The sequence below is a fragment of the Clostridium sp. DFI.5.61 genome (assembly GCF_024462915.1).
GTDB classification, from domain to species: Bacteria; Bacillota; Clostridia; order Oscillospirales; family Oscillospiraceae; genus Lawsonibacter; species Lawsonibacter asaccharolyticus.
In genome coordinates this window covers 62,024-83,050 of record NZ_JANGBZ010000008.1, presented here as the reverse complement: position 1 = coordinate 83,050, position 21,027 = coordinate 62,024, and the positions used below count along the sequence as shown (strand labels likewise).

At 50.5% G+C, this 21,027-nt stretch carries 22 protein-coding genes; 6 read left to right on the top strand and 16 right to left on the bottom strand.

What is annotated here, in order from left to right; genetic code table 11:
- Positions 1 to 41 precede the first annotated feature (41 nt).
- The 7 genes from NE584_RS06265 to NE584_RS06235 form a co-directional block, all read right to left on the bottom strand.
- The gene (locus NE584_RS06265) at positions 42 to 377 is read right to left on the bottom strand and encodes a type II toxin-antitoxin system mRNA interferase toxin, RelE/StbE family (protein WP_256182236.1); all 336 of its coding nucleotides are present in this window, start codon (positions 375 to 377) and stop codon (positions 42 to 44) included.
- Positions 370 to 624, bottom strand: coding sequence for a type II toxin-antitoxin system prevent-host-death family antitoxin (locus tag NE584_RS06260; protein WP_009260451.1), 255 nt, complete (start codon positions 622 to 624; stop codon positions 370 to 372). The genes NE584_RS06265 and NE584_RS06260 overlap by 8 nt, the downstream gene beginning before the upstream one ends.
- Before the next feature lie 87 nt (positions 625 to 711).
- A complete protein-coding gene (gene mobP3, locus NE584_RS06255; RefSeq protein ID WP_256182234.1) occupies positions 712 to 2,514 on the bottom strand; it encodes a MobP3 family relaxase in 1,803 nt (600 codons plus the stop codon).
- A complete protein-coding gene (locus tag NE584_RS06250; protein ID WP_256182233.1) occupies positions 2,514 to 2,921 on the bottom strand; it encodes a hypothetical protein in 408 nt (135 codons plus the stop codon). The genes mobP3 and NE584_RS06250 overlap by 1 nt, the downstream gene beginning before the upstream one ends.
- Positions 2,922 to 3,345: 424 nt before the next feature.
- Positions 3,346 to 3,717 carry a hypothetical protein gene (locus NE584_RS06245; protein WP_256182231.1) on the bottom strand — a complete coding sequence of 124 codons (372 nt, stop codon included), beginning with the start codon at positions 3,715 to 3,717 and terminating at the stop codon, positions 3,346 to 3,348.
- A complete protein-coding gene (locus NE584_RS06240) occupies positions 3,711 to 4,151 on the bottom strand; it encodes a helix-turn-helix domain-containing protein (RefSeq protein WP_256182230.1) in 441 nt (146 codons plus the stop codon). The genes NE584_RS06245 and NE584_RS06240 overlap by 7 nt, the downstream gene beginning before the upstream one ends.
- Positions 4,148 to 4,357 carry an AlpA family transcriptional regulator gene (locus NE584_RS06235; RefSeq protein WP_256182227.1) on the bottom strand — a complete coding sequence of 70 codons (210 nt, stop codon included), beginning with the start codon at positions 4,355 to 4,357 and terminating at the stop codon, positions 4,148 to 4,150. The genes NE584_RS06240 and NE584_RS06235 overlap by 4 nt, the downstream gene beginning before the upstream one ends.
- A 504-nt stretch (positions 4,358 to 4,861) precedes the next feature.
- Here NE584_RS06235 and NE584_RS06230 point away from each other — a divergent pair.
- Entirely contained in the window at positions 4,862 to 5,827 is a 966-nt protein-coding gene (locus NE584_RS06230) for a DUF6076 domain-containing protein (RefSeq protein WP_256182226.1), read from the top strand.
- 86 nt (positions 5,828 to 5,913) lie between these two features.
- Here the strand turns inward: NE584_RS06230 and NE584_RS06225 are convergent, their stop codons facing one another.
- The 8 genes from NE584_RS06225 to NE584_RS06190 form a co-directional block, all read right to left on the bottom strand.
- The gene (locus NE584_RS06225) at positions 5,914 to 7,116 is read right to left on the bottom strand and encodes a hypothetical protein (RefSeq protein ID WP_256182225.1); all 1,203 of its coding nucleotides are present in this window, start codon (positions 7,114 to 7,116) and stop codon (positions 5,914 to 5,916) included.
- Between the two features lie 314 nt (positions 7,117 to 7,430).
- The gene (locus NE584_RS06220; RefSeq protein WP_256182224.1) at positions 7,431 to 7,808 is read right to left on the bottom strand and encodes a rhodanese-like domain-containing protein; all 378 of its coding nucleotides are present in this window, start codon (positions 7,806 to 7,808) and stop codon (positions 7,431 to 7,433) included.
- Complete coding sequence (locus NE584_RS06215; protein WP_256182223.1) at positions 7,805 to 8,338, bottom strand: GDSL-type esterase/lipase family protein; 534 nt, start codon at positions 8,336 to 8,338, stop codon at positions 7,805 to 7,807. Before NE584_RS06215 ends, NE584_RS06220 begins: the two co-directional genes overlap by 4 nt.
- Before the next feature lie 45 nt (positions 8,339 to 8,383).
- Positions 8,384 to 11,104, bottom strand: a complete 2,721-nt coding sequence (locus tag NE584_RS06210; protein ID WP_256182222.1) for an AAA domain-containing protein — start codon at positions 11,102 to 11,104, stop codon at positions 8,384 to 8,386.
- A gap of 44 nt (positions 11,105 to 11,148) precedes the next feature.
- Positions 11,149 to 13,815: a DEAD/DEAH box helicase family protein gene (locus NE584_RS06205; RefSeq protein WP_256182221.1), complete on the bottom strand. Its 2,667-nt coding sequence runs from the start codon at positions 13,813 to 13,815 to the stop codon at positions 11,149 to 11,151.
- Positions 13,808 to 15,400, bottom strand: coding sequence for a site-specific DNA-methyltransferase (locus NE584_RS06200; protein ID WP_256182220.1), 1,593 nt, complete (start codon positions 15,398 to 15,400; stop codon positions 13,808 to 13,810). Before NE584_RS06200 ends, NE584_RS06205 begins: the two co-directional genes overlap by 8 nt.
- A complete protein-coding gene (locus NE584_RS06195) occupies positions 15,390 to 15,695 on the bottom strand; it encodes a hypothetical protein (protein ID WP_256182218.1) in 306 nt (101 codons plus the stop codon). Before NE584_RS06195 ends, NE584_RS06200 begins: the two co-directional genes overlap by 11 nt.
- Positions 15,696 to 15,720: 25 nt before the next feature.
- Positions 15,721 to 17,499 carry a DUF262 domain-containing protein gene (locus NE584_RS06190; protein WP_256182216.1) on the bottom strand — a complete coding sequence of 593 codons (1,779 nt, stop codon included), beginning with the start codon at positions 17,497 to 17,499 and terminating at the stop codon, positions 15,721 to 15,723.
- Positions 17,500 to 17,804: 305 nt separating this feature from the next.
- Here NE584_RS06190 and NE584_RS06185 point away from each other — a divergent pair, with 305 nt between their 5' ends.
- The 5 genes from NE584_RS06185 (at position 17,805) to NE584_RS06165 (ending at position 20,728) form a co-directional block, all read left to right on the top strand.
- Positions 17,805 to 18,479, top strand: coding sequence for an alpha/beta hydrolase (locus tag NE584_RS06185; RefSeq protein WP_256182214.1), 675 nt, complete (start codon positions 17,805 to 17,807; stop codon positions 18,477 to 18,479).
- Between the two features lie 273 nt (positions 18,480 to 18,752).
- The gene (locus tag NE584_RS06180; RefSeq protein ID WP_256182212.1) at positions 18,753 to 19,013 is read left to right on the top strand and encodes a DUF4160 domain-containing protein; all 261 of its coding nucleotides are present in this window, start codon (positions 18,753 to 18,755) and stop codon (positions 19,011 to 19,013) included.
- A gap of 14 nt (positions 19,014 to 19,027) precedes the next feature.
- Positions 19,028 to 19,324, top strand: a complete 297-nt coding sequence (locus tag NE584_RS06175) for a DUF2442 domain-containing protein (protein WP_256182210.1) — start codon at positions 19,028 to 19,030, stop codon at positions 19,322 to 19,324.
- A gap of 169 nt (positions 19,325 to 19,493) precedes the next feature.
- Positions 19,494 to 19,865, top strand: a complete 372-nt coding sequence (locus NE584_RS06170; protein ID WP_256182208.1) for a hypothetical protein — start codon at positions 19,494 to 19,496, stop codon at positions 19,863 to 19,865.
- The gene (locus NE584_RS06165; protein ID WP_256182206.1) at positions 19,862 to 20,728 is read left to right on the top strand and encodes a CPBP family intramembrane glutamic endopeptidase; all 867 of its coding nucleotides are present in this window, start codon (positions 19,862 to 19,864) and stop codon (positions 20,726 to 20,728) included. Before NE584_RS06170 ends, NE584_RS06165 begins: the two co-directional genes overlap by 4 nt.
- A 35-nt stretch (positions 20,729 to 20,763) precedes the next feature.
- On the opposite strand, the gene NE584_RS06160 is transcribed toward NE584_RS06165, so the two are convergent.
- Positions 20,764 to 21,024, bottom strand: a complete 261-nt coding sequence (locus tag NE584_RS06160; RefSeq protein WP_256182205.1) for a hypothetical protein — start codon at positions 21,022 to 21,024, stop codon at positions 20,764 to 20,766.
- Positions 21,025 to 21,027 lie beyond the last annotated feature (3 nt).

Below are 21,027 nucleotides of genomic sequence, written 5' to 3'. Positions count from 1 at the left end.
TTCCGGTGACAAATCGTTTCTCCCAATGAAGAAGATTGTCTCTATTCGTTTGTTTCGTCGTCCCGCACATCTCCAAAGAGGATGCGAAGATAATCCCGGCGGCCGTAGAGCACACGATCCACATAGACATCGTTGTCAAGAACTCTGTAAAAAGTGAGGTAACTGCCGGTCACCAGGAAACGATAGTCACTCTCGACATCGGCAATCGAGGACAGGGACGCGCCAATCAGACTGTGCTCCCGCAATCTGCGGATGTCCTTTGTGATGATCCGTACCGTGGAGATCGCTGCGCTGGGATTTTCCAAATTCTTTGCGATATAGGACTTGATCCCGGCCAAATCAGCCTGCGCCTCGTCGGATAAATGCAGGTTATTCATCTGCGATTCCGAGATGTTTTTCTACGGCCTCCAGCGTCAACCAGCCCTTTTCCTCCCCGGACTTGCGGCCCTTGGCCAGCTCGTTCATCAGCCGGAGGGTGGCCTGTGTCCGCTCATAGTCCTGCATGTCCACGATGGCGTAGCGGCCCCGGCCATTCTTCGTCAGAAAAACCGGAGCGCCAACTGCCACGTCATGCAGAACCTCCGTGTAATTACGCAGATCAGAGATGGGTTTGATGTTCGGCATGGTATTCAGCCCCTTTCTTGCCCTTAGTATACCTCGATCTGCTGTAAAATTCAACAGCATTTTTTACTGCGGTTTCGTTGGCGATTGCTACCACCCCATGGCCATGCCGCCCATGTCCTGCCGGGGAGCTTCCTCATGATCGTCCGGCTTGTGGCCCATGGCGATCTTCTTTTCCCGGATTTTCCTCCGCAGCTTTCGGTCCACCTGCTGTCCTACCGGGACGGCGGGGGGCACCGAGTTGTCACGAAAGATCTGACTCAGATGGTGGAGCAGTCGGGTGGCCGACAGGAACACATTGGGCCTGCGCGTCTGATCGAAGTGCTCCAGAAAGAAGTCGGCGTACTCGTTTCCCTGTTCCGCCGATTCATAGAAATACGCCCAGGCCCGCTCCCGGTCCTGTTTGACATCCTGTCCGGTGAGGTACAGTTTTCCAAGAGCGTACTGGGCGTACTGGTTGCCCTGTTCGGCGGACTCGGTGAGATAGGCCACCGCCTTTGGCACATCCTTCGGAACATCTTTCCCCTCAAGATACAGTTTTCCCAGGCGGTAGGCGGCGCCGGTGTTCTCCTGCGCCGCCGCTTTTTCATACCAGGATACCGCCTCGTCCGTTCGGCTTTGGCTTTGCAGAAGCTTCCCCAGCGCGTATTGGGCGAAGTCATATCCCGCACCAGCTGCCCGCCGAAACCACAGTTCCGCCTGCTGGTCATCGGGGAGAACGCCTCGCCCGTCCCGCCAGCACTTGCCCAGTTGGTAGGCGGCCAGGGGGAAGCCTCTCTGCCAGAGCTGTTCCAGCACCCGCACCTGCTCCGCTTTTTCCTCCTCTGGATTTTCGTACTCCTCCAGTACCTCCTTGGCGCTCTGGTAGACCTCGGCCATCTGCCAGTTGGAGTTCCAGGCGAAGTACACCCCATCCTGGTCCTCATCCACTTCATCTTTCACGCGGGCATTCTCGAAGGTAAACGTACCGAGCCGGAGCTGCTCCGCCTCCCGGATGACCATGTTCTTGATGGTTTTGAACTCCTTCTGCTGTGAGAGAGGCAGGTGTTCTCTGGGTGAATCCTTGTAGTAACGCTCCAGTTCATCCCGGAGTTGATTCCACTGTTCGTAGCACTCTGCCACCTCTGGAACCTTGGCCAATTCATCCACGATGGCGTCCACCTGCGCCTTTGCCGGCTTTTTCAGGTAGCCGTAGACCTTTTTGCCCTTGTGATCCTCCAGCATCCCAGCCAGCGTCTCCATCTGCGTTTCGATGACCGTGCTGTGACACAGACCTGTCTCCATCTCCCGAATGAGCCGCCCCATGGCCTCCATCGCCGCGTCCCGCACTTGGCTGTAGGACAGATCTTTTTGCTGATACAGGGACAGCAGCTCGTCCCGGAAGACCTCATTGGACAGCTGGGAGCGCGTTTTTTCGATGCCTTTTTCCGTGAGATACCCCTGCTTTGGATCCGTCGACCAGACCATCATGTGGATGTGGGGGTGATGTTTCTCATCGTGGAAGGCGGCACACCAACGAAAATTGCTTGGCGGAATTTTCATCGCTGTTGCCAATTCTGTCTGATGGGCCAGCAATAACCTGCGCCAGCTCTCGCTGTTCTCGTAGCCCAGCCGGTGGGCATCCTCCCGTTTCAGAGAGTAGACGAAGGTCCACACCGGCCCGGTATGCCCGTTGATCTCCTCCATGGTTTTCTCCAGATTAGCGGGACCGTCGGCGGAGAACAGGCCGTGGGAGCGTGGGCGCTCCGCCATATATTCCAGGTAGCCGCTCCTCTGATGTGGAGGCGGGCTCTCCAACAGCTCAACGCCTTCTCTGGTTGCGATGTACTCGGCGTAGTGACCGCCGCCGTTTCCTTGCCTGATGTAGCCCGACTTCTGGATCAACCCCGGCATCACTCAGCCCCCTTTTGGTAGCGGACCGTGTCTTCGAAGCTGATCTCACCGTTGGTCTCCTTCACTTCTTTGACGCACCGGCCCCGGGCCTTTCGCAGCTCATCCGGGTCGATCTCTATATCAGCGGCCAGGATATTCCCCATGAGGTTTTGGTCCACCGACAGCTTGAACAGCAGGTGTCCCATTCGGTTTCCCAGGGCCCCCAGCTTGCCCTCCAGCACATCGGCGAGGACTCGGGGCAGGTAAGCATCGGCAGACTCCGCGTCCAGGTAACCGGAGTAGAAACGGATGGCCTTTTCGATAAATTCATTTCTGGTAGAGCAGTTATCTCGCCGGTAGCGCGATTCCACCTCGGTCCAGGCGGATTCACTGAGCCAGACAGAATGTTTCTTATTTTCCTTTTTCAAATTCAAAATTCTCTCCTCATTGCATCAGCGCCGCCTGAAAGCCTGTCACAGCGGAGATTCAGGCGGCTTTTGAAAAAAAACAGCGCCAATCTCAAATCGGGTTGGTCGAAACAGCGCCAACTTCAACCCCGGAAACCGCCCGCACTGCGGGCGGAAGTGACCGCCCAGGCACCATAAAAGCGCCAGGGCTTTCTCCTGCTTGTCGTCGTCGCAAGCTCCACATCCCTCGTTTCCGCCCCATAGGGGCGAAAACTCGCTCATTCCGCTGCTCCGCCTCTCCCCAGCGAACCCGCTCCGCTGGGCTTCGCCGGGGGCCCCATTTTGCCCTGTCCCGAAGCACCGCCCAAAATCGGGCCAAATCCGCCCTGAAAGCCCCCAGTGGGGCAGGGGCTCTGCCCTGCCCCCAAAGAGGGCACACAGCCCCTCACAGGCCGTTACACGGGGGAAGCCGCTTTCCACAGGGAACGGCGTGCTGCGGCAGAAAGATCCGGCAGTATTCCTCCGGCCCGGACACCAGATGCCGGCACATCATCTCGCCGCACTGAAACATCTGGAATACCGCATTTCGATAGCAGGCCTCGATTTCCTCACGGCACTCCTTCGCAAATATTCTTTGTTCATCTGTCAGGTTTCCGCGGCTCTCATCGCAGAGGAACAGAGCTACCGCATCTTCGTCGATAGGATCTTCGTGCGTACGGCTCCACCGGTTGACAATGTACCGCCGCATGTCTATGGTGCGCCGTGCTGCCAGAGACGGGTCCTGCTCAATTACGCAGTCGATCATCTGCATCAGCATCCGGATGCACACCCCTTTCTCTCCAGCGCCGCCATGCGCTGTTCCGCTCTCTGTCGTTCCAGAGCCAGGTCAGCTGCGTGGAACTGCCGCTCATAGAACTGTTCGATGGACATCTGGATGGGCAGGATGTAGTAACGCAGACAGCCGTTGAGGGTGCGGCCGTCCCGGGTGGTGACGGTGGTGCGCTCTGTCCGGATCAGACCACGATCCTCCAGTTCGGTCACATACTTGCGCACCGTGTTGACGCTCATCCCCACCGCCTCTCCGATGGTCCGGTAGCTGGCCACGCACTGGTAGGTCCTCCGGTCCTCCCGGTGGAGGAGAAATCCGTAGACTGCGATCGCCCCGGCGGACAGTCCCAGGGAGAAGATCTCGTTGGGGAGGGGGAAGTAGTTCTTGATAGGGTCCCGCTTGGGCCAGTGCTGTTTTCTCACTTGGCACCTCCCGACTGTCCCTCCGCCCACTGGATGAACTTCTCTTTCGGAACTACCATACGGCTCCCCACACGCAGCGTGGGGAAAATGGGATCGTTGAGCAGCTCGTAGGCGGTGGAGATGGACACGCCCAGTACCTGCGCCACCATCTTGGCGTTGAGGAACAGGGGCAGGTCGTCGTAGGATTTGTAGACAGACAGTTTCAATGATTAGTACCTCCGGTGTTTCAAATTCAGAGAAAAATTTCTTGCGTTTCGGAGGTCTCTCTGTTAAACTGGGACACAGATCAGGCTGTGTTTTCCGAAACGCGGCAGGCCGCTGAACTGTTGCAGCAGTTCGGCGGTCTTTTTTGCAGGAACTGTCTTTTGGGATCTGTCTGGCCATGCACCATACCCGTTCCTGCCCTGCGGCCTTGTTTGACCAGCACAGCGTTTTCTTCCCCTTGGCACTCTCAATTGTCGGTGCTCTGCGACAACGTCCTGGCGCTACTTCTCCGGTGAGTATCGTCTCTGGTGATGGGTATTCATTTTTCAAGGTGCCGTTCCGAATGTTTGGGACCAGTTTCCCATTGACAATCGGGTTTTTCAGTGATAGACTATGATAAAATTATTTTGACAGCCCGCCTTTGATTGTATCGTAACATGATTTCCGGCCGCTGTCAAGACTATTATAATAACATTTTATAATTGTCTATTTTGGGGGACGCCGACATGTGGTATGCCAAGATGTACTTCTCTGAGAAAAAAGAGGTTTTCCAATTTGATAGCCACGGGATCCAGGGCGTTCCCTTGACCTACAAGGAACTCCCGTTCCTGGAGAGCCTGCTTTCTTTTCTGGAGATGGACTGCGGGGAGCTGACTCCGGCGCTCCGCGGGGTCGCGGAGAACTGGGAGCGCTTGCTTCAGGAGGACGACCGGGAGGCGGGCACAGCCGCCATGACGGAGCTGGGTCAGTTGAAGAGCCGGCACATCTATCTGGAACTTCTGTATGTGCGCTGCTATGACCGTTTCTCCCGGATGGGAGCGGGCATCCAGGTCAGTGAACAGGAGGACCGGGAGATGCTGGAGGAGCTGCAGGGCCTTCCGGAACAGCTCCCGCTGTCTCAGCGGCAGGTGCAGCGGTTCTTTGATTTCGTTCTGGATGTGGACAAGGCGGGGCGGGATCCCCAGCGGCAGGCATCGGCCCACTATCTCTACGACGCCCCCAAGGACCCGTCCTTGTTCTTTTTCCGTCCCATCCCCCTCAGCTTTGAACCGGTGGAGCCGGGCCGGTGTTCGCCGGTCCTGTATCCCCTCCACATTTCGGACATGATTGACTACTCCCTGCGCAGCTGCGTGGAGCGTGGGATCACTGTCCGGCGGTGCAAGAACTGCGGACGCTGGTTCCCCCAGACCGGCCGGGTCAGCGCGGAGTACTGTGAGCGTCCGGTGGCCTCCGGCCAGCAGACCTGCCGGGAGGCCGGAGCCTTCCAGCAGTGGACCAAGAAGCAGTCCGACGATCCGGTGTTCAAGGCCTATCGCAAGGAGTACAAGAAGCGCTTTGCCTGGATCAAGGCCGGCCGTATCACCGACGAGCAGTTCTATGCCTGGAGCGAGCAGGCTAGAGAGATGAAAAAGAAATGCGACCGGGAGGTCATCACCCTGGAGGAATATGTGGAGTGGCTGAAGAACTCCTGAACCACGGACAAGAAAAAGAATAAAGGACCGCCTTTTGTAAAGTCGGTCCCTTATTCTTTGTATAGGCGATGTAGATTTTGTACTGCTTACATTAAGTAGATATTTTCACGATCAAAACAAATTTGATCTGTGTGATTAAAAATCCGTATGACATCTTCCAGCCGGTCAATAAAGACGCCCGTTTGGGGGTTGCTGATTTCAGCAAACTCTTTGATGGACTGGGCCTGCATACTATGAGCGCTTTTTTTCATACGTGAACCCTGGTCGACCAAGAATTCGTCCACTGGTCCCTCTTTAATGCCAGGAATATTGCCGATCAATGTGCCCACCGCTTTGCCTGCAGTTCCAATACCAGCCAGAAAATTTTTCTCTATTGATGAGCTGCTTAGGTTTTCCAGGTATACAGAGCATCTGGCAAAGAGGTCTCGGTAGGCCTCGGACATCTGACGGATCTCATCTTTGATACCAGAGACATATTCCTCGTTGAAGTTACCGCCCAGCATAACTTCCATCAAAGAGGACATGGAGAACGTGTAGAGAGATAGCCGGTAGTACTTGAACTTCTTCAGTAAATCTTGTAATGCAGATTTTACCTGCGCATGGGCAACAATCAGCTTTTTCCCTCTCACAATATCGCTGACTTTTTTCTCATAGCTCAGCATGTTCTTTCGTGCTGTGCGCTGGATATCCAGAACCATCTTGTGGTTACTGGCGACAAAATGTTCATTATCCCAGTTCAGTTTGTACTTGGATGCTATGCTGAAAATGGTTTCCACATCTGCTTCTATTTCAGATTCTTTTTCGATTTCCAGAAAAGATAGAATCTGTTTCTGCATCTCACTAATTTCGCCAAGCTGTTGCTCGATGGAGAACAGGGCCACGGCCATCATCATAGTTGCTGGATTGATGGCGGCGACTGACTGAGATGTTGCGGTTAGGGGGCCGGCAGACTGAAGCTGGGCAAGCTTTGAACCACCATCTGCGGTTTTTAAAGCACCCCAGGAGTTCCCATTCTTAGCAATCTTTAAGGTGTCTCCCACGGCTTGATTGGCTATGCGATACAATCCAGATGTATCAAAACTAATCGTCTGTGTTACCGTGTTGAGTGCAGGAACCAGTGAGGCCACCCCGGCCCCTAATGTGGCCAGTTGTGCAATGGGGACACTCAGCGTAGTTGCTTTGGTCAGATCCGCACGAGCATCAGCCAGGAGATCACCGGTGAGTTCGAGAATGTTGGTGTCACCAACTGAAATTTCTCCAGAATCATCAAGTTTCATGATTTCATCCACAAAACTCTCTCCTCTGTTTTTAGCGTTGTATCGTTACATATAAATTTCTAAGGCAGAAATTCTCTTTCAAACTAATGTGCAACATATTATACCAGATGAAAGGATTGTGAACAACCAGGATCATCCAATCTTATACTCAGAGGAGACCGGATATTTTTTCTCGCGTTCGTTTTCGTCCTAAAACCATAGCGGTCAAACTCGGTGCGAGATTAATGAAACTCTCGGATCTGGATTCAACGGGACAAGGAGTGAGCAGATACATTGTGGCGCTCACCCCTGTCATTTAACTGCTCTTCAATTTCCTTGGTAGTACCTCACGACTCTATCTCATAGGGCCAGGTGTTGATACCGCCGAATTCATAGATGTTGGTGTACCCAAGGCCGGCTAACACGGCGGAGGCGGTCTTACTGCGATTCCCGCTATGGCAGTACACCAGAACCGTGGAATCCTTTTCGGGGATTACCTCGGCGGCGGTGTCTTCGTCGATGCTTCCCACTGGCAACAACACTGCGCTGGGGATATGGCCACTGTCGTACTCATCCTGCTCCCGCACATCCAGGATGATGACCTCCTGGGTGTCCATCATCTCTTTGGCCTCCTCCTGAGTGATTTGCTGGTAGCCATCCGCGGAGTTTCCGCCGCACCCGGTCAACAGCAGAAGAGATAAGAGTACAGGCAGGATTCGTTTCATTTGAGTTCCTCCAGAAGTCCGGCGGCAAAGGCTCTGTGCCCCTGCTCCGTAAAGTGTACGCCATCATAGGCCAAGGGGATGTCCCACTTTCCAGCGTCGGCAAAGCGGATGCCAAGTTGCTCCGCCAGGGCCTGACAAAGCCGGGCAAAGGTACGGGAATCGTCAATGAGCTGCTGATCCGGCACCCACGCGCCTCGCTTCACCGGCAGCGGGGCGATCACCAGGATCTTGCTTCGATCCAAGGGGATGCCAGAGAGGAACCGCTCCAGCCTCTCAGCGGCCTGCTCCGGACTTCTACCCTGGAGCAGATCGTTGGTTCCGAGCATGACGATCAGCAAATCAGTATCAGCAGGGAAGGCGGGGGCCGCAGATGGAATCTCCCGGCCATTCTGACCCATGTTGCAGACACTCCAGCCGGTTTCCACAGCCAGGATGTCAACCCATCGGCTGTCCGGATCATAGCGGCCACCCAGATAGGAGCGGGGGTCATAGCCGTAGGTGTTGGAATCGCCGAAGCAGATGACGTTCATTTTGTGTTTCCTCTTCTCAGCGTGATGTCAAGGGAACTTTGATATTCATCGGCCTATGGAGATCGTTGCCCTCAGCCCCTGCTCAATTCGTTCCTTTTCACCGCTCCCATCTGTCCGGAGTCGCAACAGCGGGATACCGCACAGATCAAAAATGCGGTTTTTCTTTTCATCTCTGTCTGCCTGGGTGCTTCCTGCAGCATGAAACGCAACTCCATCTACCTCTACTGCCAGCAGAGGAGACTTGTCCATCCTGCGGAACAAGAGAAAGTCTACATGGGTCAGGGGATTGCGGGCGTATGCGGTTTCCTCCTCTGTCAACATGGAGTAGTCTTTCACCAGATTGACCAACGACACATGGACTGCACAGTCCACAAAAGAAAACTCTTCCTTCTGGAGAACATCCTGGATCACAGCATAGAGAAGATTTTCCGAGTCATATTCCGAAACTCGCCCATGCTTTTTCAGAAAAGCCCGCCGCTGCTCAGCGTACCCCTGATAGAGCAAGTCAAAAACGGAGTAGACCGAACTCTCGATCACCGCACAGTTGTTGTACTCGATATAGCGGGCCAGATCACCATAGTTAGTCCGATCGTTCCTTGGATCTTGGGAGGTAATGACAGCTAAAGACTTTACTGCCCGGGATACCGCTACATTCAGCATTCTGGGGTCATCCACAAAGTCGGTAATAACATTATCCACCGAGGTGAGAATGATGGCGTCCTTTTCCCGGCCCTGGAACTTATGGACGGTAGCCACTTCCAGGTCCTTGCCCAGCTGTGTTTGGATTGCCGCCACCTGATCTCTGTATGGTGTAATGATGCCGATACTCCCATACCCTTGTATCGCCAGACTTGGAAGTACCTCCTGCCGGATCACGTCGATCTGTCTTTGGTTCAAATGACCACGGGCGTGGTTGCCAGGCGCTGTCCGATACATGGTCAGGACATCCGGCTCTTCATGGTCCTCTGTCATGACGATGAGCTTCCCACCGTAGAATTTCTGGTTGCAGAAATTGATGATTTTGGGATGGCAGCGATAGTGTTCCCGCAAGAGAACCGTGGGAGCCTCCGGCCATGTGGCAATGGCAGAGGAGAGCAGACTGTGGGCAGAAAAATGGTAGATCTCTGGAAGAGAATACCGCGACCAGACTGCCTCGCTGTCCTGGAAGTTTTTGCTGTCCAGTACATTGGGAAGCTGCTGGAGATCTCCCACAATAACGATGTTACGAGCACAGGCAAAAGCCAGTACACCAGTGGCCAGGTCTACCTGGGATGCCTCGTCCACGATCAGGTAGTCATAAATATGCTCAAAGCTTAGTGTGCCTTTAATGGAGTAGGTCGTACTTAAGATCACTGGATACTCCCGATTAAATTCCCTGGACTTTCCGCGAAAATCCCGCATCTCAAAGCATTGACGTGGCTCCTGCCAATAGAATTTTTCACTCAGCTCCGCACGGAACAACCGCAGAGACTTTTCCGTCAGTTCTGCCATCTTTTCGTTAAATGCATATTGCTCAAGTTTTTCCTCCAGTTGAGCCCGCTCTTCCGTCAATTCTTGTCGATGTACCACATAGAATTGCCGCTGGAGGTACGGAATCACCAGTTCTGGCGTCTGGAGGAACACTTTCAGCGCACTGCGATTGAAGCGAAAGAGAATGGATATCTTTTGGAGCAGACCCAATTTACTCTCCTGCTGGGCATGCTGCTCGTACTCTAACCACAGGGATAAAATCTTTTGGGAGGAGAGACCCTTCACCTCATCCTTTGGTGCCTGGGCATAGGTGTTGTAGTACTCACTAAAATAATGCTGTTCCGGCGTCAGTTGGAGGAGTTTCTGCTCAATGGCGGCAATGCGGTTTTTCGCGTTGAGCATCTCACTGAGTTCTTTAGAGAGGACGGTCACCTCCTGATCCAGCTGTGACTTCTCCTCCGGCTCCAGAACCCAAGCGGACATATCGGGGTATTGGCCGGTCTGTGCCTCCAGAAAATGCTCCTTATTGGCACGACTCCCCAGAAAAGCAGTCAGAAACGAGAGCCCCTTCTTCTCCAATTTTTCCGCCACATTCAAGGTGGCGGAGTTATTGTTGGAGACAACAGCTACCGTCTGACCATTTCGAACCGCATTGGAGATAATATTCAGAATGGTCTGTGTTTTTCCGGTACCAGGAGGCCCCTGGATGATGCTGACCTGGGAGGAAAGGGCGTTCTCCACCGCTGTTTTCTGGCTTTGGTTCAGACCAAAGGGATAGATGACTGCCTCAGGGAGCGCCCGCACTGCGGGCTTTTGGGAAGAATCCAGATAGCAGGACAGCACGGTTACGTCGCTGACACTTTTGATCCGCTCATACTGGCCGCTCAGGATGTTGAGGCCACCTTCGGCTACCAGGCTGACCGCCGCTGCTGTTTCTTTGAAGTATTCAAAAACGCCCGCCTGCTCCTGGTTCTTCAGGCAGTTTTTCTGGAGTTCCACTTGGCCTTTTGGGTATGTAAGGGCCTTTTTTCCTGTTCGGAGAAAACGGTAAAAGGGGCCAAAATCCAGAATCATATCAACCTGCGAAAGAGGATTTCCGTCCACGGTAATGATGACCTGAGATGGATCAATCCGGTTCTGTACCTTCAGAAGCTGTACTTTTTCGGCATGGTAGCGATAGGACTTTGGAGAATTGGCATAGATTACCTCGCACATACCGTTCTGAAAACGGAAGCTGGCGACGGAGTCGGTCTTATCCTGGCCGTTGACCAGAAGCATATATTTTCTGCTATCCATCGCAAACCACCAGCCCTCAGGTATTCTTACTGATGAAAGTAAAATTATAATTCCTGATATTTTCTAACGAGTTGCATGAAAGAAGAGTTTGGTAATATCTGCTTAGACGGGATAAACACATATCGCCATTCCTTGTAGCCGTTGGCCTTGCACCAGCGTGAAGCCACTCCACAATACTGGATACCACGTTTTTTCTTGGCAATCACATCGGGATCGTCCAATTTGTCCTCACCTTTGACTTCAACCAAATAAATTCGATCTTCCGTCTCCACAACGAAGTCAGGCTCATAGTTGTGACCATGATTATAGGTGATGTTAAACTCCTTTGGATGGGGCCGCAACCAGTTCTGCACATCGGGGTCGGTTTCCAGGATGCGGGCCAGGGTCAGTTCCCCCTCTTTGCTGTCAAACTTCGCAGACTCGAAGACACCCCTCTTAATTCCTGTAAAGAGTACGGAATGAATATCTTCCGTGAAATCATCGAATAAACCGACTGTCACTTTAGATTGATACTTCTGCTGCAGATTATAGTTTCGGCTTCCAATGACTTCTTCCTGCAGGAAACCATTTTCACAGTAAAAGTGCTGCATCATCTGCTTGTAGATTCGATCAGCAATATCAATTTTGTGCATCATCACAATGTTTTGCATACCATTGGACCCATACTGAGTCTCATAATGGTCACAAACTTGAGTGATCAGTTTGAAGAGCAAGTTTGAGCACCGCTGGTAGTCGATTTCGGGTTTTTCCCGCAGCCGATCCAGGATCACTTTCTTGGGGTTATAGCCTTCAAAGTCGATAGCATCTCCCTTGATACGTTGCCGATCCTGTGGGTCCTCTAAGTTTTGCAGCAGGAGCTCATTTTTGATTGGTGCATCCCGAAAGTCGGATAGATCCAAATTGAAGTCAGTAAACACATATTCTTCAACGCCGGCATCCGTTACCTTGATCTGCGGGATAGGAATGAATTTTGCCTGCGCCGCCCGATGGGTTTCCTCTGTATAATCCAGCATCCAGGCGGTAAGGGGCATCCGATTCTTTTCAAAGACTTTCCCTAAATCTTCATCTTTGGAGAGCTCGTCCTGAACCCCCTCAACAATGTGCTTTGCCTGGTCAAGATCTACTTTATGAGACGGGTCAGACTGAATCCGATCTGTCACGGCCTTCCGAATTTTATCTTTTGATTTTTTGAGCAGGGCATCCGTAGATGCATCTTTCTCAATTCCAGTCTTCTGATAAACTTCATCCAGCGCTTTATCTGGCTCCAAATCCAGGGCCAGTTGGGTATATGTGACTTGCTCTGGTACGATTTCCTCCGCTTTGATCACATTTCCGGCTTTGAAGATGGAGTCACCTCTCTGGGCCTCCGCCAGGATATCGGCAAATTTATCATGCGCAGTCAGCATTACCGCATCTACATTCCGGTCTCCGGTGCGCTCACCATAGGGCAATCGCAAGCCACGCCCTACCATTTGCTCGCGCAGGATCTTGGATGCCGCTGTTCTGAGCGGGACGATAGTATAAAGATTGTTGACATCCCACCCCTCTTTGAGCATGTTGACATGGATCACGATTTCAATGGGATTGTCCGGGCTCTCCACATCCAGCAGCAACCGCATATTTTCCTCCGACTCCGCACCTTTTTGCTTGGAGTGAATGACGAGGGTTTTATTGCGGTAAGAGCCGCCTCGGAAGGCATCCGATTTCACAAACTGTTCCACTTGAGCTGCGTGATGCGTGTCTTTGCAGACCACCAACATGAATGGCTTGACCGCCCGCACAGGCTTTTCCGGAGTACTGTTGTTGGCTGCATAGAGCTCCAACTTCCGCTTGGCATTTTCGTGGCAGGCAATTCCATCCGTCAACATCAGCTTATCCAGCTGCTCATCGCCAAAATTGTAAAAGTCGATATCTGTCCGCGTTACAGCAAAGGGAGTTCGTGTATAACCATCCTCGATCGCTTTGGAGAGCGGATACTCGTACACTACATTCTTGAAGGGAACCTGCTTTAACCCCTTGGCAACAAGAGGCGTCGCGGTCAATTCCAAGCCCAGCAGCGGATGCAGATCATTGAGAGCCTGCGCCCCTTTCTCAGCGCGGTAGTGGTGGGATTCATCCATGATCAACACCAAATCTGGCAGGTTGGACAAAGCCTGATAAAACGATCCTCCGACCGTTTCATTCAGCTTTTTCATTTCGACGCCCTCTTTGTTGAACTTATCGATGTTATAAATGTAAATATGGACGTCGGAGTCAAACAAAGAGAGATTCTTCTCCCGATAGTCGTCATCCGTAATGATCTTCGGCGGTGAAGAAAAGCATCCCAACCCTCGAAAGACATATTTGGAACTATTGACATCGCTCAAATCTCGCTTTAACTTTTCGTAGATGGTGGTATTCGGGGCGACAACGAAAAAATTCTTGATATCCTTCTGTGTATAAAGATAGGCAATAAAAGCGCCCATCAGCCGCGTTTTTCCCACGCCAGTAGCCAAAGCAAAGGTGAGAGACATGAAATCCCGCTCAAAATCTGAACAGATGGGGAATAGGCTATGCACTGTATCCAGAGCAGCCTCTAAATCCATGCCCTTGCGCAGAGGAACGTGATCGAGAATTTGCTCTAAAATTTTCAGAGACTCTGTCTGTGGCTTGCGAAGGGACATGACACCACTGATGTAGTCTGTGGTGTATTGAGGGAAAGAATTACTCATCGCAGTCCTCCTCATCCCAGTCGTCATCATATACCGGCGGATGGACAATGTTCAAATTGTAGTCGGCTTTGCCGAACTCACAGCGGTCCAGGAGCATCTGGGGGATCTTTTTGATGGCGATATTCTCGTAGGTCTTGTCCAGCCCACTGTCGAAGGAACAACAGGCGATAATGAGATATTCGCCGTCCTCCATAGAACCCTTGATGGAGTCCAGATAAGCCCGATTGATATGCCGGGTGGTAACGAACAGATAGCTGTTTTCGCTTCCCACGGACTGTTTCCAAAAGAAGTTGCTGTCCGGCTGATAGCGGAATCCCTCATGGAGGGCCACAGCCGCTGCCAGCATATTCACATTGTAGGCCTCATTGATGATATCCTCGTCAAAGGGGTCTTTGTTGATCAGGGTAGGAGCCAGTTCGTAAAAGCGGTAACCGCCGCCGCCCTGCCAATTCTGGGCCTTAGTGATGCCGCCGGGATCCTCGCCGGCGATCACCTTGTCCAGCCGGACTTTACAGTGTGTGTAGGCGTGGTCGCCCATTTCAATACCGATATACCGCCGCCCCATCTTGTGGGCGACGGCGGCGGTAGTGCCGGAGCCAAGGAAGGAGTCGAGGACGAGATCACCAGGGTTGGAGGCAATATGTAGAACGCGCTCTATCAATCTTTCTGGTTTAGGTGTATCAAAGGCGTTTGCTGCCCCAAAAAGAGCTATTATTTCTTTTTTTGCCTCTTGGTTATTACCAACTTCTTTATGAGGCCACCAAGTCCAAGGTACAATTCCCCCTGCCTCAGATAGATATGTTTTTTTTCGTGGAACACCAGATCCATCGGTACCGAACCAAAGTCGGCCCTCTTGTCGTAATTGTTTATAGACATCTTCGAGATGTCGCCAACACCGCCCTTCGGGCGGAGTAACTATTTTTCCGGAAGGCGTAGTAATGGGATACATTTGATTGGGTCTCCAACCCTGGGCGGTGAAATCAGAGGATGCCCATGGTCCGCGCGGATCATTATCTGGATTCTTGTATCCTTTGGCTTGTTCCTCAGTCAACGGAAGTTTGTTTCGATTTTCTTTAAACATTTCCCTGTTTTTAGCATAAACAAGAATGTAATCATGCCCGTCACTAATAATCGCTCGCATATCAGGAGATGTTCGCTTTTGCCATATAATAGAAGCAATAAAGGAACTGCGTCCAAAAAGTTCGTCACAAAGAACTTTCATATATGCTTGCTCATCATCATCTATGCTAATCCAAAGGCTACCTTCATCAGATAGCAGCCCCCATAAAAGGCTTAGTCTTGGCCGCATCAAATTCAGCCATTGACTATGCTCCAGATTATCATCGTAGTGTTCAAATGCTGATCCCGTATTATACGGCGGGTCAATATAGATACACTTCACCTGTCCGGCATATTTGCTCTCCAGGGCCTTCAGCGCCAGCAAGTTGTCCCCATGGATCAGCATATTCTGTGTGCCTGGGTCGGTGGTAGTGTTAGAGAGGGCGGCGTTTTCAATCAAGAGCCGCGGTTCCACACGAATTGGCTCATCCTTCCCAACCCAGGTCAGCTCCAGCTTATTGGCCATGCTTTATCACTTCTCTTTCTTGCTCCACCAGTCCAGCTAACTGACAGGAGAGAATGTATCGCAGATCCACCTCCGTGATCTTCTCCCTGGGTTTCTGCACAGTGCTGGGTAATGCCGCAACTTTCAAGGCGATTTTTGGGTAATTGATATTGTTTGAAATAATTTTCTGTTCCGCAGAATTTGCGTCGAAGGGGAATTTCTGGAGCTCGTGATAGGTATCCAGAATGTCCTTCTCCAGTGAGGTAATCACTTGTTTCTGCTTCAAGAATTCGATCATCAATTCTTCGGTGTCCACTATTGGTCCTCCGCTTTTTGTAGTATTATTTGATTCTTTCATACGCCTTGCGCACAATTTGCGCCATCAGAAGACGGCGCTGTTTTAAGAATTCTGGATATTCAATGTTCTCAAAGCCGACAGGCAGCGCATGATCCTCGCAGGCTTTCCGGTAGCCATCTTCCCCCAACTTCTGCCGGTAGTAAGCGACATAGTCTTTCGGTGCCTGATCCGAAATTTCAATATTTGTCGCATAGTCCAGATAGGTAAAGTTTGCGATTTGATTGCGATCCCGGTCATTGGTGTAACCGATATCTGTCAAATATTTTTTGGGGAAGATGTGATGCTTGTCGATTGCATTCTTTGTTCCGCTGGCACCCAGAACAAAGTATTTCGAGATGGGGGTGTTGCTGAACAGCATCGGCGTATTCAATACAATCTGCGCCGCAATGTACCCATACCAAGCGGGCGAAATCGCTGCGGCGCTGTTCAGTTCGTTAGGAAGCGTCAGGTTAAAGTAGTCATCCGTAAAATGCGTATCAATAACTTGGTCAATATACGCAATGAATTCGTCAGCAGTGTGAATATCTCGCAGATCAGCAAACTGCTTTTCCACCTCAGACTCCGTAGAGCCGGTATAGAAGTAAGTAATGGTACTCATGAAGAACCATTTACTGATACATTTCCTCAACTGTGAAGCATCCAGTTTATAGTCATACTTTGCAATCAGATAGAGCACATAACTGAAAACAACGGCGTTGGTTGAGGAGATCTGTTTCTCACTGATGTATCCCGCTTCCGCCACAATATTGACGAAAGAGTGCCAGTTGTTTAGGTTCATGACCTTGTCCAGAGCATCCTTGAAAATTCGAAGATTTTCCTGCTGAACTTCTGCTGAAAACTTTCCGGTTTCCAAATTTTTACCACGTAAAAGCATGTAGGCATATCTTAGCCGTGCCCGTCTGAAACCGACGCCGACAGCCATTCGGATCAGGTGAGCAGGTTCAATCGCCATCAGGGTGTTGTAGGATGTATTGGCTGCTGGGATTCTGGAAGCAGCTGCAAATGCGTTGATTTTATCGCTGGTCTCATTTTCGTATACAGAAATCAATGTCTGAATGAAGTTGTTTTCTGTCAGGCTCTGTCCACCAGAATTAACCCGGACAAAAATATCCGCAACGTCTTCTTCATTGGCGGTATAGCTGATCTCCAGAGTAGGCAAGGAATAATCAGAGAGATTCAGAAGGGCATTAATATTATTTTCAATTCGGTCTTCTTCCTCGTCAGTAAGGAGCGGGACTCCTTTTTTGTTGCGGCTCTCATTCACCTCTTTTATGAAACGCCTTCGAAACGTGCTAATGGAATTATCCTCTTTTGCCAAAAACACATCGCTGATGCGGCTGATCCACTCGGCGTCTCGCTCAAAGGCTTGGGTCCAAACTGCAAATTCCTGCGTCAAGGGATTATAGGAGATCTTGATTTCGCGGTCCGCAAAATGCTTGTCCTTTACCTTGACGGCAAACATTGCCGCAACAAGGGCAGTTAGGCGCTGCTGCCCATCGATGACCAGCTCTTTTGGCGTTTCATAAGTCTTGGCGTTACTTCCAATGGTGCTTTTTTTGTTCTCATAATCAGCAGGAGACTCCCACAGCATAATATAGCCGATAGGGTACCCTTTGAGCATCGAGTCGAATAATTCGCGGACCTTATTATCTTTCCAGACGAAGGGGCGCTGAAGATCAGGTAGTCCAATGCGCCCGTTGCGAACACCCTTGACCAGATCTTCAACTTTGCTTGGAATATTTTTAAAAAGTTCCTTTCCCATATAGATCCCCCAATATTACACTTTCTATTTCTGAGGTGTAAGATACGAAAAATGCTCTACCGCCTGGCAGAGCACCTGACTTATGTGGTCATACTGCCGAGGCTCGCAACAACTTCTGACAGTGTTGTATATAATTTTAGCAGATTTCATTAGGGAAAGCAAGGAGCCAGAAAACTGGTCATCTACTATCTGCTGACGGACGTCCACTCCTTCCTTGATATTGCAAAGCCTATCAATTTACAGTACAATGGCCGCAGAAGAAACTTTTGGTAAATTATTGGCCTATACAGGAGGCAGGTACCCTCATGCATACCCTTTCAATAGACAGTAAAGCCGTGTCTATTTTTCAGACCGGCATTTCCGGCGTTCCGGTGATCTACCTGAACACATACTCCGAAGAGGGGCAACAGGTGTTTGAGGCGGCGCAGGCCGCTGGCTATCCGCCGTTTACACTGGTCGCTATCAGTGATTTGGACTGGAACCACGACATGGCCCCGTGGGACAGTCCGGCGGCGTTCAAGAAGGGGACGCCCTTTACCGGAGGAGCGGACGATTACCTGCGGCTGCTGGTGGATGAGATCATACCAGAAGCAGAAAAAGACTTAGCCACTCCTCCGGCGTGGCGGGGGATCGCTGGGTACTCTTTGGCTGGCCTATTCGCTCTGTACGCCATCTACCGGACGGATGTGTTCTCGCGGGTGGGGTGCATGTCCGGCTCCCTGTGGTTTCCTGGTTTCAAGGAGTACATCTTCTCCCACGAGCCAAAGAAACCGCCGGACTGCATCTACTTCTCCCTGGGGGACAAAGAGGCCAAAACCCGCAATCCGGTTCTGAAAACAGTTCAGGAAAATACAGAAACGATCCGGGCTTTTTACCAGAGCAAAGGCATCGACACGGTATTCCGGCTGAATCCCGGCAACCACTTTGTCCAGGGTATCAAGCGAACCGTTGCGGGTATTCAGTGGCTGTTGAGCAGGTAGGGGATTGCCTCTCGGCCCTTATTCTTTGTATAGGCGTGTGAAAAACTGATACGCCCGTCGGACAGAAAGGACTTGCTTAACCACTCCCACAGAGTTACAATACCCAAAACCCAGAGCAGTGAAAACTTTTCCCGGCCGGGCCTGGCAGACACCGTGGCGGGATATAAGAGAAACGGACTCAGAAATTTTGAAAATAGCACACCGGCTTTCCGTTGTAAAAGCTGTGTTTGTTTGCTATAATGTACTCGAAGAGGTAAGAGGAGGATTCTATTTATGCCAGAAATTAGTTTATTCTATGGTATTCGGATCACGATGTTTTACAGTGACCACAATCCTCCCCACTTTCATGCAGAATATGCCGGTAACAAAGCGCTGATAGATATCCAATCTGCTTGTGTGATTCGGGGGGCGTTGCCATTCCGCCAGTTGAAATTGATTCTGGCGTGGTGCGAACTGCATCGAGATGAACTGATGCAAAATTGGGAGTTGGCGAAGGACTCTAAGCCTCTCAACCGGATCGCCCCTCTTGTCTGAGAAAGGAGTTTGCAATGGAGATGATCCCCAAAGTTCTCCAGGTGTTGGCCGGACCGAACTTCACGGTATATATCTATTTCCATGATGGTACAGTTCGCTTGCTGGATGCCACTCAATTGGTGCAGAAGGGCGGAGTCTTTGCCCCGTTGCAGGATGCAGATTTTTTCCGTGACAGACTGACCGTGATCAATGACACAGTGGCCTGGGATATCGACGGGAATCGAGATCCCTGCACGTGTGTGGATTTGGACCCTTGTACGTTATATGACACCTGTCCCATTGTGGAAGACCCGCTGAAAGAGGTCATCTGAGCAGGCTTTTATTCTTTGTATCGGCGTGTGAAAAACTGATATGCCCGTCAAACAGAAAAGACTTGCACACTCGCCTTGCCAGAGTTACAATACTCCAAACCCAGAGTCACGAAAAACGCTTCCCGGCCGGGACTGGCAGACACCTGCCGCCCCTGGTCAGGAAGCGTTTTTGACCCCATATTTGACCACAGTCGGGGCCGGAACACGTGGAAACAGCGGATTTAAGGGCGCCAAAAAATATCTGATACCGAGCGAAAAGCACCGAAAAGCACTACAAATCACCACAAAAAATTTGGTTCAAGCGTTTGGGAGCAAGATGCCGGGAGTTCGAGTCTCCCCACTCGGGCCAAACAATGATAATCTGAACTACATTGTCCAAGTGGGTAATGTGATCGGATTTATCATTTCTATCGAAATGTTAGTTAAAACATACAAGGGCAGGGAGGGCCCTGTCCTTGTATGTTTTATTCCCCATGCTATAATAACATTTAACATCTCTCTACAAGACCATTTTATTGGGAGGATTGTGAAACCAGAATGAATTATAAGTTTTCAACATCAAAGACAATTTCCGTAATTATTGTATATTTTTTGCTGTTTTTGGCCGGTGATTTATTGGGAAGTCTAATTTTTGATTTCCTATTTTCTATCATAAATCTTCCAGTCCGTGAGTTGTATCCTATTATCAGAATGCCGGGCTATCTGTTGCTGACACTAATCTTCTTTTGGCTCTATACAACAAAAGTTCTCCATCTAAAAATGGAAGACTTCGGGATTTCATTTTCCGTTAAATGGTGGGGAGTTAGTTTATCTGTTTTGTTACCTGCTTTTGTAGTTACTATCTTTCTAATCATTGGACGGGCACAAGTAAATGTTTTTTCCACTGGTGATATCTTCTTAATTATCATTTCATCTATTCTTATTGCTTTGAAAGCGGGGATATTGGAAGAAATACTATTCCGTGGTTTCATTATGAGACTGCTCGAAAGTAAATGGAATAAGTATATTGCTGTGCTTGTCCCATCTGTTTTGTTTAGTTTCGCACATCTCCCATCAATGGAAACTTTTACAATCGGAGGTGTCTTTCTTTTAATCATCAGCGGTACTTTGGTAGGCACTATGTTTTCGCTTGCCTCCTATACAGGAAATTCTATTGGTAACAATATCCTAATGCATACGGTATGGAACTTTACGATAGTAACGGACATTCTGCATATTACAACATCGGAGGGTGCTTATGGCGAACCTATTTTTCAACTCATTATACCATCAGACAACATCTTGTTAACTGGAGCAGGATTTGGTATAGAGGCATCTTTAATTGCCATCATTGGATATACTCTCGCTTGTTTAACACTGGCTTTTATTTACAGAAGAAATCACGTTGGTATTTTAGAGGGATAAAGGAGGCGGGAGTGTATAAAGCACTCCCGCCTCCTTTATCCCTTAGACTTTCCCTGTTGTGCTTTCCACTCAGCAAATTCCCTTTGCCCCTCCTCGCTCTCGAAAAAGGCTTGTATCTCCGGGAACAGGACACAGGCCAGGGCAGTGAGGAACTTCCTTTGCAGGCAGTCTGCGCTGCTTCGGTTAATCTGGTAAGCCTCGGCATACTTGCTCATGGACAGTCCGCAGTCCGTTGCCCAAGCAGCTTCATAGAGTTCTTCTTTTGTAACTACTTCACCTGTGAGCTTGCCGACCATACA

Coding starts and splice junctions, on each gene's coding strand:
- NE584_RS06265 (WP_256182236.1), bottom strand. CDS start 377: ATGAATAACCTGCATTTATCCGACGAGGCGCAGGCTGATTTGGCCGGG.
- NE584_RS06200 (WP_256182220.1), bottom strand. CDS start 15,400: ATGGCCAATAAGCTGGAGCTGACCTGGGTTGGGAAGGATGAGCCAATT.
- NE584_RS06160 (WP_256182205.1), bottom strand. CDS start 21,024: ATGGTCGGCAAGCTCACAGGTGAAGTAGTTACAAAAGAAGAACTCTAT.
- NE584_RS06260 (WP_009260451.1), bottom strand. CDS start 624: ATGCCGAACATCAAACCCATCTCTGATCTGCGTAATTACACGGAGGTT.
- NE584_RS06220 (WP_256182224.1), bottom strand. CDS start 7,808: ATGAAACGAATCCTGCCTGTACTCTTATCTCTTCTGCTGTTGACCGGG.
- NE584_RS06205 (WP_256182221.1), bottom strand. CDS start 13,815: ATGAGTAATTCTTTCCCTCAATACACCACAGACTACATCAGTGGTGTC.
- NE584_RS06180 (WP_256182212.1), top strand. CDS start 18,753: ATGCCAGAAATTAGTTTATTCTATGGTATTCGGATCACGATGTTTTAC.
- mobP3 (WP_256182234.1), bottom strand. CDS start 2,514: ATGCCGGGGTTGATCCAGAAGTCGGGCTACATCAGGCAAGGAAACGGC.
- NE584_RS06230 (WP_256182226.1), top strand. CDS start 4,862: ATGTGGTATGCCAAGATGTACTTCTCTGAGAAAAAAGAGGTTTTCCAA.
- NE584_RS06175 (WP_256182210.1), top strand. CDS start 19,028: ATGGAGATGATCCCCAAAGTTCTCCAGGTGTTGGCCGGACCGAACTTC.
- NE584_RS06190 (WP_256182216.1), bottom strand. CDS start 17,499: ATGGGAAAGGAACTTTTTAAAAATATTCCAAGCAAAGTTGAAGATCTG.
- NE584_RS06245 (WP_256182231.1), bottom strand. CDS start 3,717: ATGCTGATGCAGATGATCGACTGCGTAATTGAGCAGGACCCGTCTCTG.
- NE584_RS06215 (WP_256182223.1), bottom strand. CDS start 8,338: ATGAACGTCATCTGCTTCGGCGATTCCAACACCTACGGCTATGACCCC.
- NE584_RS06185 (WP_256182214.1), top strand. CDS start 17,805: ATGCATACCCTTTCAATAGACAGTAAAGCCGTGTCTATTTTTCAGACC.
- NE584_RS06210 (WP_256182222.1), bottom strand. CDS start 11,104: ATGGATAGCAGAAAATATATGCTTCTGGTCAACGGCCAGGATAAGACC.
- NE584_RS06165 (WP_256182206.1), top strand. CDS start 19,862: ATGAATTATAAGTTTTCAACATCAAAGACAATTTCCGTAATTATTGTA.